The following is a 14,061-nucleotide window of genomic DNA, read 5'->3' as shown; positions in this document are numbered from 1 at the left end:
CCATCCAGGAAGCTGTAATTTTATGTCATGTACCGGAATTCCTTTGCGCGAATGCCGGAAGCCATGTGTCTAAATTCAGAGAAATGAAAACAATTGTTCTTCTGCGCCATGGAGAAAGCACGTGGAATCGTGAAAACAGATTTACCGGATGGACGGACGTGGACCTGACGGAACGGGGAGTGGAGGAAGCGAACCATGCAGGCGATCTGTTAAAAGACAAGGGCATGGCTTTTGACCAGGCTTATACTTCCTATCTCAAGCGCGCCGTAAAAACGCTCAACTGCGTGCTGGACCGTCTGGACCAGGACTGGCTTCCCGTCGCCAAGAGCTGGCGGCTGAATGAAAAGCACTACGGCATGCTTCAGGGCCTGAACAAGAGTGAAACGGCTGAAAAATACGGAGACGAGCAGGTGCTGGTCTGGCGCCGCAGCTATGACGTGGCTCCCCCTCCCGTGGCGGAGGACGATCCCGCCAACCCCAGATGGGACCCCCGCTACAAGGGCATCCCGGATCATGAGCTTCCGCGGACAGAATCCCTGAAGGATGCGATTGACCGCATGATGCCCTACTGGGAGGGAACCATTTTCCCCTCCCTCCGGACAGTGGACAACATCCTGATCGTAGCCCACGGCAACACACTGCGCGGCATGATCAAGTATTTGAAACACATCCCTAACGAACAGCTCCTTTCCCTGAACCTGCCCACTGCCATTCCCTACGTGTTTGAATTTGACGATTCCCTGAACCTGGAGAAAGACTACTTTCTGGGGGATCCGGAAGAAATCCGCAAACGCATGGAAGCCGTCGCCAACCAGGGAAGCGCGGGGAAAAAACCGCCAACCGCCTAACCTCCATTCATTCCATATGACCGACCAGCCATGCCGCATTGCGTTCTTTGACGCCAAACCCTACGACCGGGAATCCTTCAACCCGATCAACGAGCGCGAATTCCATTACGACATCCGCTATTTCAAGGGGCATCTCACTCCGGACAGCGTACCGCTGACCCGCGGCATGGACGTGGCATGCATTTTCGTCAACGACACGGCAGACCGGGAAGTGATCCGGAGCCTGAAGGAAAACGGCGTCAAACTGCTGGCCCTGCGCTGCGCCGGATTCAACAACGTGGACTTGAAAGCGGCGGAAGAAGAGCAACTGCCCGTCGTCCGGGTGCCCCAATACTCCCCCTATGCGGTAGCGGAACACGCCGTGGCCCTGATGCTGGCCCTGAACCGCAAGATCCACCGTGCCTACTGGCGCACCAGGGACGGCAATTTTTCCCTGCACGGCCTGATGGGCTTTGACATGCATGGGAAAACGGCCGGAATCATCGGAACGGGGAAGATCGCCCGAATTCTCATTCGCATCCTCAAGGGATTCGGCATGAACATCCTGGCTTACGATCCGTACCCTGACCAGCGCTTTGCGGAAGAAGCCGGCATTACATACACCACGCTGGAGGACCTGTACGCACGCTCCGACATCATCTCCCTGCACTGCCCTCTCACCCCGGAAACGGAATACCTGATCAATACGGACTCCATCGGAAAAATGAAGGACGGCGTCATGATCATCAACACAGGACGCGGCAAGCTGATTCACACGGATGCGCTGATTGACGGTCTGAAATCAAAAAAAGTGGGGTCTGCCGGGCTGGACGTCTATGAAGAGGAAGGGGAATATTTTTACGAAGACAAGTCCGACAGGATTATTGATGATGATACCCTGGCGCGCCTGCTCTCCTTCAACAACGTCATCCTGACTTCCCATCAGGGTTTTTTCACGAAGGAGGCCCTGCACAACATCGCGGAGGTCACCCTGCACAATATCCGGGATTTTCTGGAAGGCAAGCCGCTGGAAAACCGCGTATCGCTCCAGTCCCTCTAGCGGACACAGCAGGTTACCCCACGCCAGCGGGAAAAAATACTGCCGCTTTTTGACGTTCCCGCGGACAGGCAGTTCACAAGAAAGCCCATCTCTCTGAGTGGCCGCTATTTTCCGCGTTGCCATGCTCATCACATTCCCTCTATTCGGAAGGAATTCCGCCCGCACCCGGAAATCAACTGCAATAAGAGTTTCCGGTCATTCTTAAATAATTGCTTCTCTCGGGAAGAACACGGAAAATCTTCCATTTTTTTATTGACCATAATCAGATCTTGCAGGACAAGGAAGAAAGAGATTTATCTCTGTTTTTCAACTCCAACCATCCATATCTAACATGAAATTACTGTTGACGCTGTTCGTACCTCTTCTGATTTGCGGGACCGTACAAGCCAAATTCCCGGCGGAAGGCCTGATTAAAACAGCCAGCTCCGGCATCATTAAGGGAAAAGCCGTCCTGATGAAGGCGGAAGACGCCGATCTTGTGGACAGCAAGCTGGCAAAAATCAATTCCAATAAATTTATCGCCAGCATGGCCAAGAAGGACTCCGGCGGCAGCTGGGAAGTCAATATCCCCAATGACGGGGAATACATCATCGAAACCTGGTACACGTTCCCCTGGACCGCCTCCGCCTCTGCCCAATATGAGTTGAAATGCGGCAGCAGCGCCCCTTTCCTGTGGAAAGTGCCAACTTCCGGCGGCGGCGCAGCCGATGGGGGAATCTACCATATTGGCCGCATGAACCTGACCAAGGGGAAACAAACCTTCACCCTCAAGAAAAAAGGGAGGGATGGCATTTACCTCCGCTATATCAGGCTGATTCCCGCTGCCATCTTCCCGGTGGTTCAGCCGGGGGCAAGCGGTAAAATCACGCTTCTGCCTGAAAACTGCCTCGTCACGCGCGCTCTGGCAAAAGACGTGGGAAAATTCATCATCCTGTCCCATTTCAATTCCGTCAGCTGGGACATCTACACCAAAGAAGAAGGAACCTATACGGTAACGACGGATTATGCCATTGCCAGCGCGGCTTCCACCCTCTTCAAGATAGGCTATTCCGTCAATGATCAATTGACGGAATTCACCTTTCCGGGAACCGGCGGCTGGTCCCGGTTCGTCAAATACTCTCCCGGCACCCTTACGCTGCCGCCGGGAAAATGCACCCTGACGATCAAAGGAATCACCAGCGGGGCGGAAACAAAGTCCGTTGTGCTCACACCGGCTCCATAAAGGCCTTCCTGCCTTCCGCGGCACCCGGCGCCTTGAAAGGGCGCCGGAAAAACATGCCTCATCATTTTTCTTTACGTCCTACCCCGTCTGTGGAGGATAGGGAGCGGTCCGTCCGTCTGCCGGCAAGCCTCTTTAGTACAAACCGGACCAGAGGGGTTTCCCGGGAAGGGCCTTTCCGGGGACTGCGGCCGCCCGCAAGGCAAATACAGTCCATTTTATGTAAGCACCATCATTTTTTACCGTACTATATACCATGAGCTCTCCGGTCGCCCTCTCTCCTTCCGTCCTGGCTCCCAAACCGCATTATGCCGCCCTGGACGGCCTGCGCGGCGTGGCAGCCGTCATGGTGGTTCTGTTCCATATGCTTGAAGGAAGCGTCAAGGACTTCCAGTTCCACACGGACCAGATTATCAATCACGGCTATCTGGCCGTGGATTTCTTCTTCATGCTGTCCGGGTTCGTTATCGGATACGCTTATGACGACCGATGGGGAAAAATGAGCTTATGGGATTTCTGCAAGCGAAGGCTGGTGCGCCTTCAGCCCATGGTGGTCATGGGCATGCTGCTGGGTGGGGCCCTTTTTTATTTCCAGGGTTCTGAAATTTTCCCGAACATCGAACAAACCCCCGTATGGAAAATGCTGCTGGTCATGACCGTGGGCTTTACGCTGCTTCCCGTCCCCGTTTCTCTGGACGTGCGGGGATGGTCGGAAATGCACCCGCTGAACGGGCCGGCCTGGTCCCTCTTTTTCGAATATATCGCCAATATCCTTTATGCCTTGTTCATCAGGAAGTTCACCATTAAATGGCTGGCCGTCCTGGTGTTCATGGCGGCCTGCGTCCTCATTCACCAATGCTACACGCAGGGAAACAACATCGGCGGCTGGACGCTGGACGTGGAACAGTGCCGGATAGGGCTGACGCGGCTCATGTTCCCCTTCTTCGGGGGCCTGCTCCTGTACCGGCTGTGCAAACCCGGCCGGATCAGGCACGGCTTCTGGTGGTGCAGCCTGCTTCTGGCGGCCGCCCTGGCCATGCCGCACGTGGGCGGAGCGGAGCACTTCCACCTGAACGGTCTGTATGACGCCTTCTGCATCATCGTCATTTTCCCCGCGGTGGTCTTCCTGGGAGCCAGCGACATCCCCGGAGACATTTCCTCCAAAGCCAGCCGGTTTCTGGGAAACATCTCCTACCCCCTTTACATCACCCATTATCCCATTGTCTACCTCTACCTGGCCTGGGTGCACGATGCGGAAGCGCCTCTTTCCAGCGCTCTGCCCGTGGCAGTTGGAGTGCTTTTCCTCTGCATCGCCGTAGCCTACGGATGTCTGAAGCTTTATGACGAACCCGTACGCGCGTGGCTCTCCAGGCGTGTGCTCGCACGGCGCGCACAGGAACCGCCCCAAGCGTAAAACGGAGCCGCAGGCACGGCGGCTCCACCGGGAATGCCCGGAACAACAGCGGAGGCAGCCGGACAAACATCTGCCTTGCCCCCAAAGCGGCCCAGCCGGATACTGGCGGCGGTCTTCCATGGAAAAACTGCCGACATCTTCAAAAGCCCTGCGCTATCTGCCCTTTCTGGTGGCATCGGCATTTTTCATGCAGATGCTGGACGCCACCATTCTGAATACGGCCATCCCCACCATCGCCCGCAGCTTTCACAGCCATCCGCTGCAGCTTCACTCCCTGGTAACGGCCTACATGCTCACCGTCTGCGTCCTGATTCCGGCTTCCGGGTGGGTATCCGACAAGATGGGCTCACGCCGCACCTTCCTCTTTGCCATTTCCGTTTTCTCCGTGGGGTCCCTGCTCTGCGCCCTCTCCACCTCCGTCTCCATGATGACGGCCTGCCGCGTCATCCAGGGTATAGGGGGAGCCTTCCTGATGCCAGTGGGGCGCCTGGTCGTCCTGCGCTCCTATCCGCGTTCCATGTTCGTGAACGTCCTGAATATTGTAACGATTCCGGCGCTGCTGGGTCCCCTTCTGGGTCCGGTGCTGGGCGGCATCATCGTCCAATACGCCTCCTGGCACTGGATTTTCCTGATCAACATCCCGGTGGGCCTTGCGGGCCTGTGGGCCACCTGGAAGCTGATGCCGGACCTGAAAGCGGTCAGGGAACAGAAATTCGACTGGCCGGGCTTCCTCCTCTTCTCTTCCTCCGCCGTCCTGGTCACCATGGGGCTCTCCTCCGCAGGAGGCGCAGCCGACAAGATGCGTATGACCCTGCTCATGGCTGCCGGAGGTATACTGCAACTCCTGTACTGGGTGCTGGCGTTCCGTTCGGAAGCGCCCATCTTCAGCCCGTCCCTGTTCCGCATCAGGAACTTCGCCATCGGCATCGCCGGAAACATCGTGTGCCGCCTGGGGGGCAGCTGCCTGCCCTACCTGATTCCGTTATTTTTCCAGGTGGTCCTGGGCTACTCCGCCCTCCAGTCCGGCATGTCCCTGATTCCCCTGGCGCTGAGCAACCTGCTGGCAAAAACGTTCGCTCCGCGCCTGCTCGGCAAATTCGGCTACCGGAACATCATGGTGATCAATACCTTTACCATCGGATCACTGCTGGCGGCCTTCTACTTCATCGGCCCAGGCACCCATGAACTGACGCTGCTGGGGATGCTCGCGCTGCTGGGTGGAGCCAACTCCATCCAATTCACCTGCATGAACACCCTGACGCTGATTGACCTCCCCAACGCAGACGCCAGCAGCGGCAATTCCCTGCTCTCCACCATCATGCAGCTGTCCATCGCCATCAGCATTGCCGCGGCTTCCCTGCTGCTTGACAGCTTCGGCGGCCATTCGGCCACATCCGGAGACGCCGTGAAAGCCGCCTTCCACGCCACCTTCGTCACCATCGGCATCATTGCCGCGGCCAGTTCCTTCATCTTCGCCCTGGTAGACAAGAACAAGGGAATCACCCGCAGACGGAAAAAAGCGGCGTAAGACCGGAAAAAACCGGTCCTGCACCCGGTCAGGAGCAGGAAACGCTGTCCCCCGTTTCAATCGAACAGCACTGCGCAAACTGGGCGCGGGACTCTTCCAAGGTAATCGGCTTCTTGTCGGCCCCCAGGGCCACGTAAACCAGTTCCGCCTCCGTAATCTTGGCAATGTTATTGCAGAGCTTCGTGAGGCGTTCCGCGTACACCTCCACCTTTACGGTGATGGAAGTGCGCCCCACCTTGATAATCTCCGTATAAAAGGAGACCACGTCCCCTACCAGCACGGGAGCCTCAAACGTCAGGCTGCTGACCGCGCGCGTCACGATGTAACGGCTCAGCGCATAACGCATGGCCGTATTGGCTCCCGCCAGGTCCACCTGGCTCATCACCCAGCCGCCGAACACTTCCCCGCTCTGATTGGTATCCGCAGGCATCGGCTCCACGCGCAAGGCGGGAATGCGCTCTTCCGGAAGCTGGGTATGGTGGTATGTATTTTCCATAAATAAGAATAATTATAAATTACGGTGTTTATGCTCATCTATCCCGGCTCTCTTGTAAAGAGCAAAACGCGGAAGCGAAACAGGCCCCATCACGGCCTGCGCCCCCAGGGAGAACGAAATCCGTATGTATATAACAATAAAATATTGACGATAGGTTTGTTGTCAGGTTAGAAAGAATCATGCGGATTCCCTTTATACAAGCCATCTTTCCGGTTTTCCTTTCCCTGCTGGCCATTCCGAATTCCATGGCTGGACCAACGGCTCCCGGAGCCTCCCATTCCCTTCAACAGGAGGGAAAAGAAAAAAAGGCGCCCCGCTTCGAATTCACGCTGACGGAATGGCCCCACTCAGGCGAAGAAACCGCGTATTGGTTGAGAGACAGCTCTTTCCCGTATCCAAAAGATTATATGCTGCAAGATTACCTCTCAGCCCTGGACCAATTTCTGAAAGAACAGCAGGCCAAAGGTGTCCCGCTGGAAAAAATCACCCGTTTTTCCACGCTTTCCCTGGGGCGGGCGAAAGACATTCAGGAAAAATTCAAGCAGCTTGCGCGGGAGGGAAAAAGCCGCGTCTCCAACAAAGATGGCCACTACATGGCTGCCTGTGCAAGGCTGGTACGGGAGGAAAAGCTTCTTGCCCCCTATAAGGAAACCTTTAAACGCTTCGGACTGGAAGTGGATGACACCCTGGTGGGAGAATCCAAAATGGCAAGGGAACCCTTGGACGTGCCGGGGAGGAAAAGCCCTGTCTACTACTTTACGGGAGGCATGGTGAATCTGAAACTGACCCCTCTGAACCCGCAGGAATAACAGGCCTCATCAAGAATAAAACCGGACGGGAATTATCCGTTTTTCCGCCGGATGAACGGATTTGTGCGTTCTATCCCGAGCTTTTTTACAATGGCGCGCGGATTCGGTTGTCCATTCCTTATGGACCGCGACCACGAACCTAAAATGAAAAAAGTGGATGGAGAGGAACATCCCGCTTCCGATTTCGCCTACGTTCCCGACCCTGAAAAGCCTTCCACCTGGAAATTGCCGATCTTCAACATGCACCATGTGGGGGGCGCCCTGGCCGCCATGACCAGCGACTACCGCGGCAACCCCGTGGAAATTCCGGAAGGGGACCGCCACGCCGTCATGAAAAAAATCCTGGCCCGTAAGGCGGAACTGGAACAGGAAGAAAGCTGACCCCAGCTTCTTCCACGCCTTTTCTCTTCCACCCAAAAGCAGACGGGAAGAAAAGGCTTTCTTCCGCCGGTTCTCCCGATTCCCTTCACGTCCGGCAGGCTAAAGCCTCCCGGACTTTTTCGTGTTTACTGCCCGCCACGCCATACGCGGGGCTTCATGGCAACCATCCCCCTGGGTTGGCAACGAGAACATTTTTTCTCTCTTTTTCCCTTTTATCCGTGTAATGGCATGGAATTCCATTCGCATTTGTGACAAGATAAAACTCCTCCGCAGCCGGGGAAAACGGAACCACGCCGGAGCCTCAGCCTCCCTTTCCCAGAAACAACTACCCCCATTCTTCTGCCGAGGCAACATGCCAACAACGCCCTCCTCTTCAAACCACATGACAGGCGAACAAGTGAAACGATGCCTCTGGCTGTTCTGGATCAACCTGTTCATCGGGGCCTTCACGTTCGGAGGCGGCTACATCGTGGTGCCGATGATCAACAAATACTTTGTCCGGAAAAAACAGCTGTTCTCCAAAGAGGAACTTCTGTCCATGGCTGCCATCGCCCAATCCACGCCGGGGGCCATTGCCGTCAACCTCTCCGCGCTGGCGGGGCACCGCGCCGCAGGCATGGCCGGCGTCGTGTCCAGCTGCCTGGGAGCCGTCATTCCTCCGCTGGTGATCCTGTCCCTCATCTCGGTCTGGTATGAGGCATTCAGCTCCAACACCGCCGTGGAAGCGGTGCTTCGCGGCATGCAGGCAGGGGTGGCGGCCCTCATTGTGGACATTGTCGTGGACATGTGGCAGATGATCCTCCGCAGAAAATCCGCCCTGTTGAACGCTCTGGTTCCGGGGGCATTCATCGCCAGCTTCGTCTTTCACCTCAATATCGCCGCCATTCTGGCCGTGTGCTGCCTCCTGAGCCTCTGGCACGTCCGGAAAACGCTGGGAAGGAGGTCCGGATGATACAGCCGCTCTGGCAGCTTTTCAGCGTCTTTCTCCAGATCGGAGCGTTCAGCATTGGCGGAGGCTATGCCGTCATCCCCATGATCCGGGACCAGGTGGTCATTCACCAGGGCTGGATTACGCAGAAGGTTTTTACCGATATCATCACCATCTCCCAGATGACGCCGGGACCTCTGGCCATCAACACCTCCACTTTCGTGGGACTGCAAATCGCCGGCATTCCGGGAGCTGTGGCGGCCACCCTGGGATGCATCATTCCCGGCGTGGCGGCGGCGCTCCTGCTGCACCTCTTTTTCCAAAGACATCAAAAATCCGCTTACATCTCCGGAGTTCTGGAAGGGCTGAAAGCGGCTTCCGTAGGCTTGATCATGTCGGCGGGAGGCACCATCCTGCTGCTGACTTTCTGCGGCACCTTTGACTGGCACGCCCTTGCAGAGGCAGACCTCCCAAGCGTCATCCTGTTCGGCGCAGCCCTGTTCATCCTGCGGAAATGGAAGATGAACCCCATTCTGCTGATGGTTCTGACGGGTTTGGCCGGATATTTCATCTATGGATGAGTCTGAAGTCCTGCTCCACGCTGTTCCATGATAGAGCGGGGACACAGGAAGGCTTCTCCCCCCCCCCAGCTGGGCACAAAAAGGAAGGCAAATGATTTAAATGCATTGCCGCTCAACTTGTTTGCCTGTTCCCCTACGATAGTTTTCTCTGGAAACAAATTGGAGAAATTTAAAAGGATTCAAGGAAGGCCGGTGATTGAACCATTCTATCCCGATCAAGGAGAACAATATTCAAAAATAACCTTATACGAATGAATATCAATGACATGTTGAGACAAAACCATGTCTTCTCCTGAACAGATAAGGCGATTCCCGGTCACCACGGATAGGAGAAGCGGAACGCCGGGGAAAGAAACACGGCCAGTCCTGTTCCATGCCGTGGCGGCATGGCCATTCATCTTTCCCGGCAGTCCCGTGCCAACAACATGATTCATAAAAAATGAGCACCAAAAACATTCAGGAAATGCAGGACCCCGGCCATGAATTCCATCAGGGCGGATACGAAAAACAGCAGCAGGAAGCTCCCGGACTCCAATCGGAAATGAACCCCGTTCCGGATGCCGGAGAACAGAGCTACCATGGAAGCGGAAAACTCCAGGGACGGAAAGCCCTGGTTACGGGAGGAGATTCAGGCATAGGCCGTGCGGCCGCCATTGCCTACGCACGTGAAGGAGCGGACATCGCCCTGAACTATCTTCCAGAGGAACAAAGCGATGCGGAAGAAGTGGCGGAACTTATCAGGAAGGAAGGGAGGAAAGCCGTTCTGCTGCCTGGCGACCTCAGCGATGAATCCTTCTGCCAAAACCTCATCAGGGACGCCCTGGAAAAACTCGGCGGCCTGGACATTCTGGCCCTGGTGGCCGGCAAGCAGGTGGCGGTGGAAGACATTCAGGACATTACCACGGAACAATTGACCAAGACGTTTGAAGTGAATGTTTTCTCCCTGTTCTGGATAGCCAAGGCCGTCCTCCCGCACCTGAAGCCGGGAGCAAGCATCATCACCTGTTCCTCCATCCAGGCCTACCAGCCCGGGAAAAACCTGGTGGATTACGCTTCCACCAAGGCGGCCATCATCGCCTTCAGCCGCGCTCTGGCCAAGCAGGTAGCCTCCAAGGGTATCCGGGTCAATGTGGTGGCTCCCGGACCTGTCTGGACGCCTCTGCAAGTGACTGGAGGCCAGCTTCAGAAAGACCTGCCGGAATTCGGCCAGAAAACACCCCTCAAACGTGCCGGACAACCTGTGGAATTATCCGGACTGTACGTCTTCCTTGCCTCCCAGGAATCCAGCTTCATCACCGCGGAAGTCTTCGGGGTCACCGGCGGCATGCATCTGTCCTGATCCGGAATTCGCAGCTTTAGAAGAAGATTCCGGCCGTCTTTCCACCGCCAGGAGCATGCTTTTCCGAGGGCACGGAATCTTGAGGCGTTTGTTCCCTTTCTGGGGGTCCGGAAAGGGAAATTTTTACCACTGAACAATGGAATCCCCGGATCAACGCGTGCTCCTCAAGGCAAAACGGCGGCTCTTTCAGCTCTCCGCAGTTGCCGGATCTTCCGGCCATATGGCCTCTTTTCCGCCCTTGTGCCCTGGCGGAGCATGAATTTCATTTGATCATCATGCAAACCCCATCAAACGCGCCATTCCAGCTACCAGCAGGCACAGGACAACGCCGCAGACCGTCGGAATGGCAAAGGCAAGAATGGCCCATTTCCACTTGCCCGTCTCCTTGCGGACCGTGAGAAGCGCAGTTGAACACGGCCAGTGCATCAGGGAAAACAGCATGGTGCATAACGCCGTCACCCAGGTCCATCCGTTGTTTGCCAGGAGAGACTTCAATTCGTTCATATCGTCCATGTCCATCATGTTGTCGGAAGCCAGGTAGCCCATGATGATCAGGGGAAAAACGATTTCGTTGGCAGGAATGCCTAAAATAAAGGCCATCAAAATCACGCCGTCCAGCCCCATCAGCCGGCCAGCGGGATCCAGCCACTGCGTACCGTGGACAAGCAGGCTGGCGTCTCCAACCCGTATATTGGCCATCAGCCAGATGACGATCCCCGCGGGAGCCGCCACCATCACCGCGCGCCACAAAACGGTCAGGGTCCTGTCCAAAAAGGAACGGACAATCACCTTGCCGATCTGGGGCTTGCGGTAGGGAGGCAGTTCCAGGGTAAAGGAAGAGGGTGTTCCCTTGAGAATCGTATGGGACAGAAGGGCCGTTACGGCAAAGGTCATCCCTACGCCCAGCCCGATCAGAAGCACCAATCCCGCGACGGAGGCCAGCGGCTGCAAGCCGGACGCCACGGATCCGGCAAAAAACATGGTCATGAGAGCGATCAGCGTCGGAAACCTGCCGTTGCAGGGGACAAAATTATTCGTCAGGATGGCTACGAGCCGTTCCCGCGGGGAATCAATGATCCGGCATCCGGTGATTCCCGCGGCATTGCACCCAAACCCCATGCACATGGTCAGCGCCTGCTTGCCGCATCCGCAGCACTTCTGAAAAACCTTGTCCATATTGAACGCCACGCGGGGCAGGTAGCCGGAATCCTCCAGCAGCGTGAACAAGGGGAAAAAGATGGCCATTGGAGGCAGCATGACGGACACAACCCACGCCACCACGCGGTAAACGCCCAGCACCAGCACCCCGTGCAGCCATTCCGGAGCATGGGCCAGCCGGAACAGGGACGTAAGGGCCTCCTGCCCCTTCCCGAGCAGGTCCGCCAGCCCCTGGGAAGGATAATTCGCCCCTACAATGGTAATCCAGAAAATGAGCACCAGCAGGGCGAACATCAGGGGATAAGCCGTCCACCGCCCCATCAGCACCTTGTCGATGCGCCTGTCGCGCCCCGTTCCCCCTCCATCCGGCACCACGACTACGCCCCGGCACAGGCGTTCCGCCCGTTCAACGAACACGGCCGCCACACGGTCTCCAAAGTCCCTGGCTTCCGCCGCCCCGGCCGCTTCGCGGAGAATTTTTTCCACCACCTCCTCTTTTCTCAAATCGCTTCCCTCATATTGCTCCAGAAGGCCCAGCGTTCCCTCATCCCCCTCCAGCAACTTGACGGCCGCCCAGCGGGGAGCCAGTCCATGCCATGGACGCCCGGCAAGTGAAGCCTCCAAACGTGCCAGCCATGGCTCCACGTCCTCTCCGTAGGACAGCCGGAGGGGAGGACGCCTTTCCCCGGACCACGCCAGCCGCTGCACCGTCTCCGCCAGGGCCTCCAACCCTTCCCCCTTCGCGGCTGATGCCGGAATAACAGGCACTCCCAGACGTTTTTCCAAAAGCGGGCAATTGATTCGGATGCCCTTCCTCCGGGCCTCATCCATCAAATTGACGCAGACCACCACATTGCCCGTCGTCTCCATGACCTGGAGGGCCAGATTCAAATCCCGTTCCAAATTGGTGGCGGAGCACACCACAATGACGGCATCCGCATCACCGAAACAAATGAAATCGCGAGCCGCCTCTTCATCCGAAGAACAGGCCAGCAGGGAATACGTGCCCGGCGTATCCACCAAAAGATACTCCCGGGGGCCGCGCCCCACGATGCCCTCCGCACGGACGACCGTCTTGCCGGGCCAGTTTCCGGTGTGCTGGCGCAGCCCCGTCAGCGCATTGAACACCGTGCTCTTTCCCACGTTGGGAGCGCCTGCCAGGGCCACGACAGGCATGCGTTTTTCCTGAGAGCCGCAAGCCCCATCCTTTTCCACGCCGCAGTCCGGCCTCACCGGGTTTCCTTCCATGGCTGGGTTCAGGCGGACCTTACAGTGATGAGTTCCAGATCGGAAGACCTGAGCGCCATGACCGTTCCGCGTACAAGAAAGGCCACGGGATCTCCGAACGGCCCCCGTTCCAGGCATTCCACCCGGGTTCCGGGAATCATGCCGATATCCATCAACCGCCGTCTCAGGCGGCCTTCCATCCGCAGGGACTCAATCCTGGCGGCCTCTCCTTCAGTCAACTGGTTCAATGTCATTGTCCGTTTATTCCTTTCTATTGATTATTCATGCAGAAACTTCCACAAGAATGGCATCAGCCGCGGCAGCCGGCAATTCCAGCCGCTGCCCTTCCTCCGCCGTTACCAGAAAAGCCCCGCCGGGCGCTTCCTCCTCCATCCGGGCTACCGTCTCATGAAGATGAATGCCCAGGGAAGTGAGAAGCTCCAGCAGTTCCTTTGATTCGGGGACGCGCCTGATCACTGCCGGAATCCCCGCCGGGATGTCGGACAAACGGGAAAGCGGCCCTTCCTGCAAGGGCTGATCTTTCCTGCCCGGTATTGTTCTTCCGTGGGGGCACATCTCCGGGTAGCCGAGAAAACGGTCCAGCTTTTCCATCAAGAGGGGGGAAGCCGCATGTTCCAGCTTCTCCGCCTCCTCATGCACGTCCTCCCACGAGTACCCGAGATGGTTAACCAGGAAAACCTCCCACAGCCGGTGGATACGCACCAGCTGCATCGCCGCTTCCTCTCCCTTCCGCGTCAGGCGGATGGAGCGCTTCTCCATATTCTGCACCAGTCCTTCCTTCTCCATCTTCCGGATAATTTCACTGACGGAAGCCGCAGAAACGCCTAAATACGCAGCAATATGCCTGTTGCCGACCTTCTCCCTGCCCCGCTGGAGTTCGGCAATGGCTTTTAAATAATCTTCACGGCTGCTGGTCATGGTGCTGATGATCTCTTGCGTTATAAGGTATACCTAACAAAACGATATTCCGCTCAAACAAAAAAGCATATCCCGTGTCAGCAGCGCTATTTTCCGCCGCATGGCAAACGGCTATGGACGGCTTTTGGAAAGAGATAGACAGATATTCTTCCATT

14 protein-coding genes are annotated in these 14,061 nt (G+C 56.7%); 10 read left to right on the top strand and 4 right to left on the bottom strand.

Annotation, left to right across the window (positions count from 1 at the left end; genetic code table 11):
• Positions 1-83 precede the first annotated feature (83 nt).
• From gpmA to LIO64_RS12130, 5 genes are all read left to right on the top strand, one after another.
• Positions 84-848 carry a 2,3-diphosphoglycerate-dependent phosphoglycerate mutase gene (gpmA, locus tag LIO64_RS12150; RefSeq protein ID WP_290549716.1) on the top strand — a complete coding sequence of 255 codons (765 nt, stop codon included), beginning with the start codon at positions 84-86 and terminating at the stop codon, positions 846-848.
• Between the two features lie 16 nt (positions 849-864).
• Positions 865-1,887, top strand: coding sequence for a 2-hydroxyacid dehydrogenase (locus tag LIO64_RS12145; RefSeq protein ID WP_290549715.1), 1,023 nt, complete (start codon positions 865-867; stop codon positions 1,885-1,887).
• A 331-nt stretch (positions 1,888-2,218) separates the two neighbouring features.
• Positions 2,219-3,109, top strand: a complete 891-nt coding sequence (locus LIO64_RS12140) for a hypothetical protein (protein WP_290549714.1) — start codon at positions 2,219-2,221, stop codon at positions 3,107-3,109.
• A 253-nt stretch (positions 3,110-3,362) separates the two neighbouring features.
• Complete coding sequence (locus LIO64_RS12135; protein ID WP_290549713.1) at positions 3,363-4,520, top strand: acyltransferase; 1,158 nt, start codon at positions 3,363-3,365, stop codon at positions 4,518-4,520.
• Positions 4,521-4,638: 118 nt separating this feature from the next.
• Positions 4,639-6,048 carry a DHA2 family efflux MFS transporter permease subunit gene (locus LIO64_RS12130; RefSeq protein WP_290549712.1) on the top strand — a complete coding sequence of 470 codons (1,410 nt, stop codon included), beginning with the start codon at positions 4,639-4,641 and terminating at the stop codon, positions 6,046-6,048.
• Between the two features lie 28 nt (positions 6,049-6,076).
• Here LIO64_RS12130 and LIO64_RS12125 read toward each other — a convergent pair whose 3' ends face one another.
• A complete protein-coding gene (locus LIO64_RS12125; protein ID WP_290549711.1) occupies positions 6,077-6,544 on the bottom strand; it encodes an acyl-CoA thioesterase in 468 nt (155 codons plus the stop codon).
• 407 nt (positions 6,545-6,951) lie between these two features.
• Here LIO64_RS12125 and LIO64_RS12120 point away from each other — a divergent pair, with 407 nt between their 5' ends.
• The 5 genes from LIO64_RS12120 to LIO64_RS12100 all read left to right on the top strand — a co-directional run bounded on the left by LIO64_RS12120 (position 6,952) and on the right by LIO64_RS12100 (position 10,582).
• A complete protein-coding gene (locus tag LIO64_RS12120; protein WP_290549710.1) occupies positions 6,952-7,353 on the top strand; it encodes a hypothetical protein in 402 nt (133 codons plus the stop codon).
• Between the two features lie 120 nt (positions 7,354-7,473).
• A complete protein-coding gene (locus LIO64_RS12115; protein WP_022396429.1) occupies positions 7,474-7,734 on the top strand; it encodes a hypothetical protein in 261 nt (86 codons plus the stop codon).
• A 382-nt stretch (positions 7,735-8,116) separates the two neighbouring features.
• Entirely contained in the window at positions 8,117-8,686 is a 570-nt protein-coding gene (locus LIO64_RS12110) for a chromate transporter (RefSeq protein ID WP_290549709.1), read from the top strand.
• Positions 8,683-9,243, top strand: coding sequence for a chromate transporter (locus LIO64_RS12105; protein ID WP_290549708.1), 561 nt, complete (start codon positions 8,683-8,685; stop codon positions 9,241-9,243). The genes LIO64_RS12110 and LIO64_RS12105 overlap by 4 nt, the downstream gene beginning before the upstream one ends.
• Before the next feature lie 439 nt (positions 9,244-9,682).
• Positions 9,683-10,582, top strand: coding sequence for an SDR family oxidoreductase (locus LIO64_RS12100; RefSeq protein ID WP_290549707.1), 900 nt, complete (start codon positions 9,683-9,685; stop codon positions 10,580-10,582).
• A 273-nt stretch (positions 10,583-10,855) separates the two neighbouring features.
• Here LIO64_RS12100 and feoB read toward each other — a convergent pair whose 3' ends face one another.
• From feoB to LIO64_RS12085, 3 genes are read right to left on the bottom strand one after another with little or no spacing between them, the layout of a single operon-like run.
• Positions 10,856-12,988 (bottom strand): ferrous iron transport protein B, encoded by a 2,133-nt coding sequence (gene feoB, locus LIO64_RS12095; RefSeq protein WP_290549706.1) that lies wholly within the window; start codon positions 12,986-12,988, stop codon positions 10,856-10,858.
• An 8-nt stretch (positions 12,989-12,996) separates the two neighbouring features.
• The gene (locus LIO64_RS12090; RefSeq protein WP_290549705.1) at positions 12,997-13,221 is read right to left on the bottom strand and encodes a FeoA family protein; all 225 of its coding nucleotides are present in this window, start codon (positions 13,219-13,221) and stop codon (positions 12,997-12,999) included.
• A 28-nt stretch (positions 13,222-13,249) separates the two neighbouring features.
• Entirely contained in the window at positions 13,250-13,906 is a 657-nt protein-coding gene (locus LIO64_RS12085; protein ID WP_290549704.1) for a metal-dependent transcriptional regulator, read from the bottom strand.
• Between the last annotated feature and the right edge of the window lie 155 nt (positions 13,907-14,061).

This window comes from Akkermansia sp. (assembly GCF_020860705.1).
Classification (GTDB): domain Bacteria; phylum Verrucomicrobiota; class Verrucomicrobiia; order Verrucomicrobiales; family Akkermansiaceae; genus Akkermansia.
The sequence above is the reverse complement of the archived record's forward strand: the minus strand, read 5'-3'. Positions and strand labels throughout refer to the sequence as shown.